Origin of the sequence: Rhodococcus sp. R1101, assembly GCF_000278445.1 — a bacterium.
GTDB classification, from domain to species: Bacteria; Actinomycetota; Actinomycetes; order Mycobacteriales; family Mycobacteriaceae; genus Rhodococcus; species Rhodococcus gordoniae.
Genome location: NZ_AJVB01000951.1, coordinates 1 through 437, shown reverse-complemented (window position 1 = coordinate 437; position 437 = coordinate 1). Strand labels below are relative to the sequence as shown.

1 pseudogene is annotated in these 437 nt (G+C 73.9%); it reads right to left on the bottom strand.

The features are described from left to right. Nucleotides 1-51: 51 nt before the first annotated feature. Nucleotides 52-437 (bottom strand): annotated as a pseudogene (locus tag R1101_RS0125430) (hypothetical protein); the annotation flags it as partial.

The following is a 437-nucleotide window of genomic DNA, read 5'->3' as shown; positions in this document are numbered from 1 at the left end:
AACTGCTGAACACGCACCTCGACGCCGCCTGACGCCGACTTCCGGACGGTGCTACCGGCCGGCCTGCGCCGGCACGACAGCGACGGGGCGGGCGGCGACGAGCGGGACGACCGTCGCCGCGACGAGCAGGAGGGTGCCGATCGCGATCATTGCGAACGGCCACCGGAGACGATCGGCCGGCACGGCCGCCGCTTCGGCCTGCGCGGTCGTGGCCTGCGTGGCCGCGGAATCACCCGCCGCGGTGCGTGGCAGTGCTTCCGTCGCCGACCGGACGTTGTCCGCGATGCCGCCGACGACATCGGCCACCGGACCGACACCGTCGACGAGCTGGCCTGTGCCGTCCGTGAGGGCCCGTCCGCCGTCGTCGAGGAGGACGAGACCGTCGCGAAGCTGCCGCGACCCGTCGGCCGCCTGCGTCATACCCGCGACGAACTGCG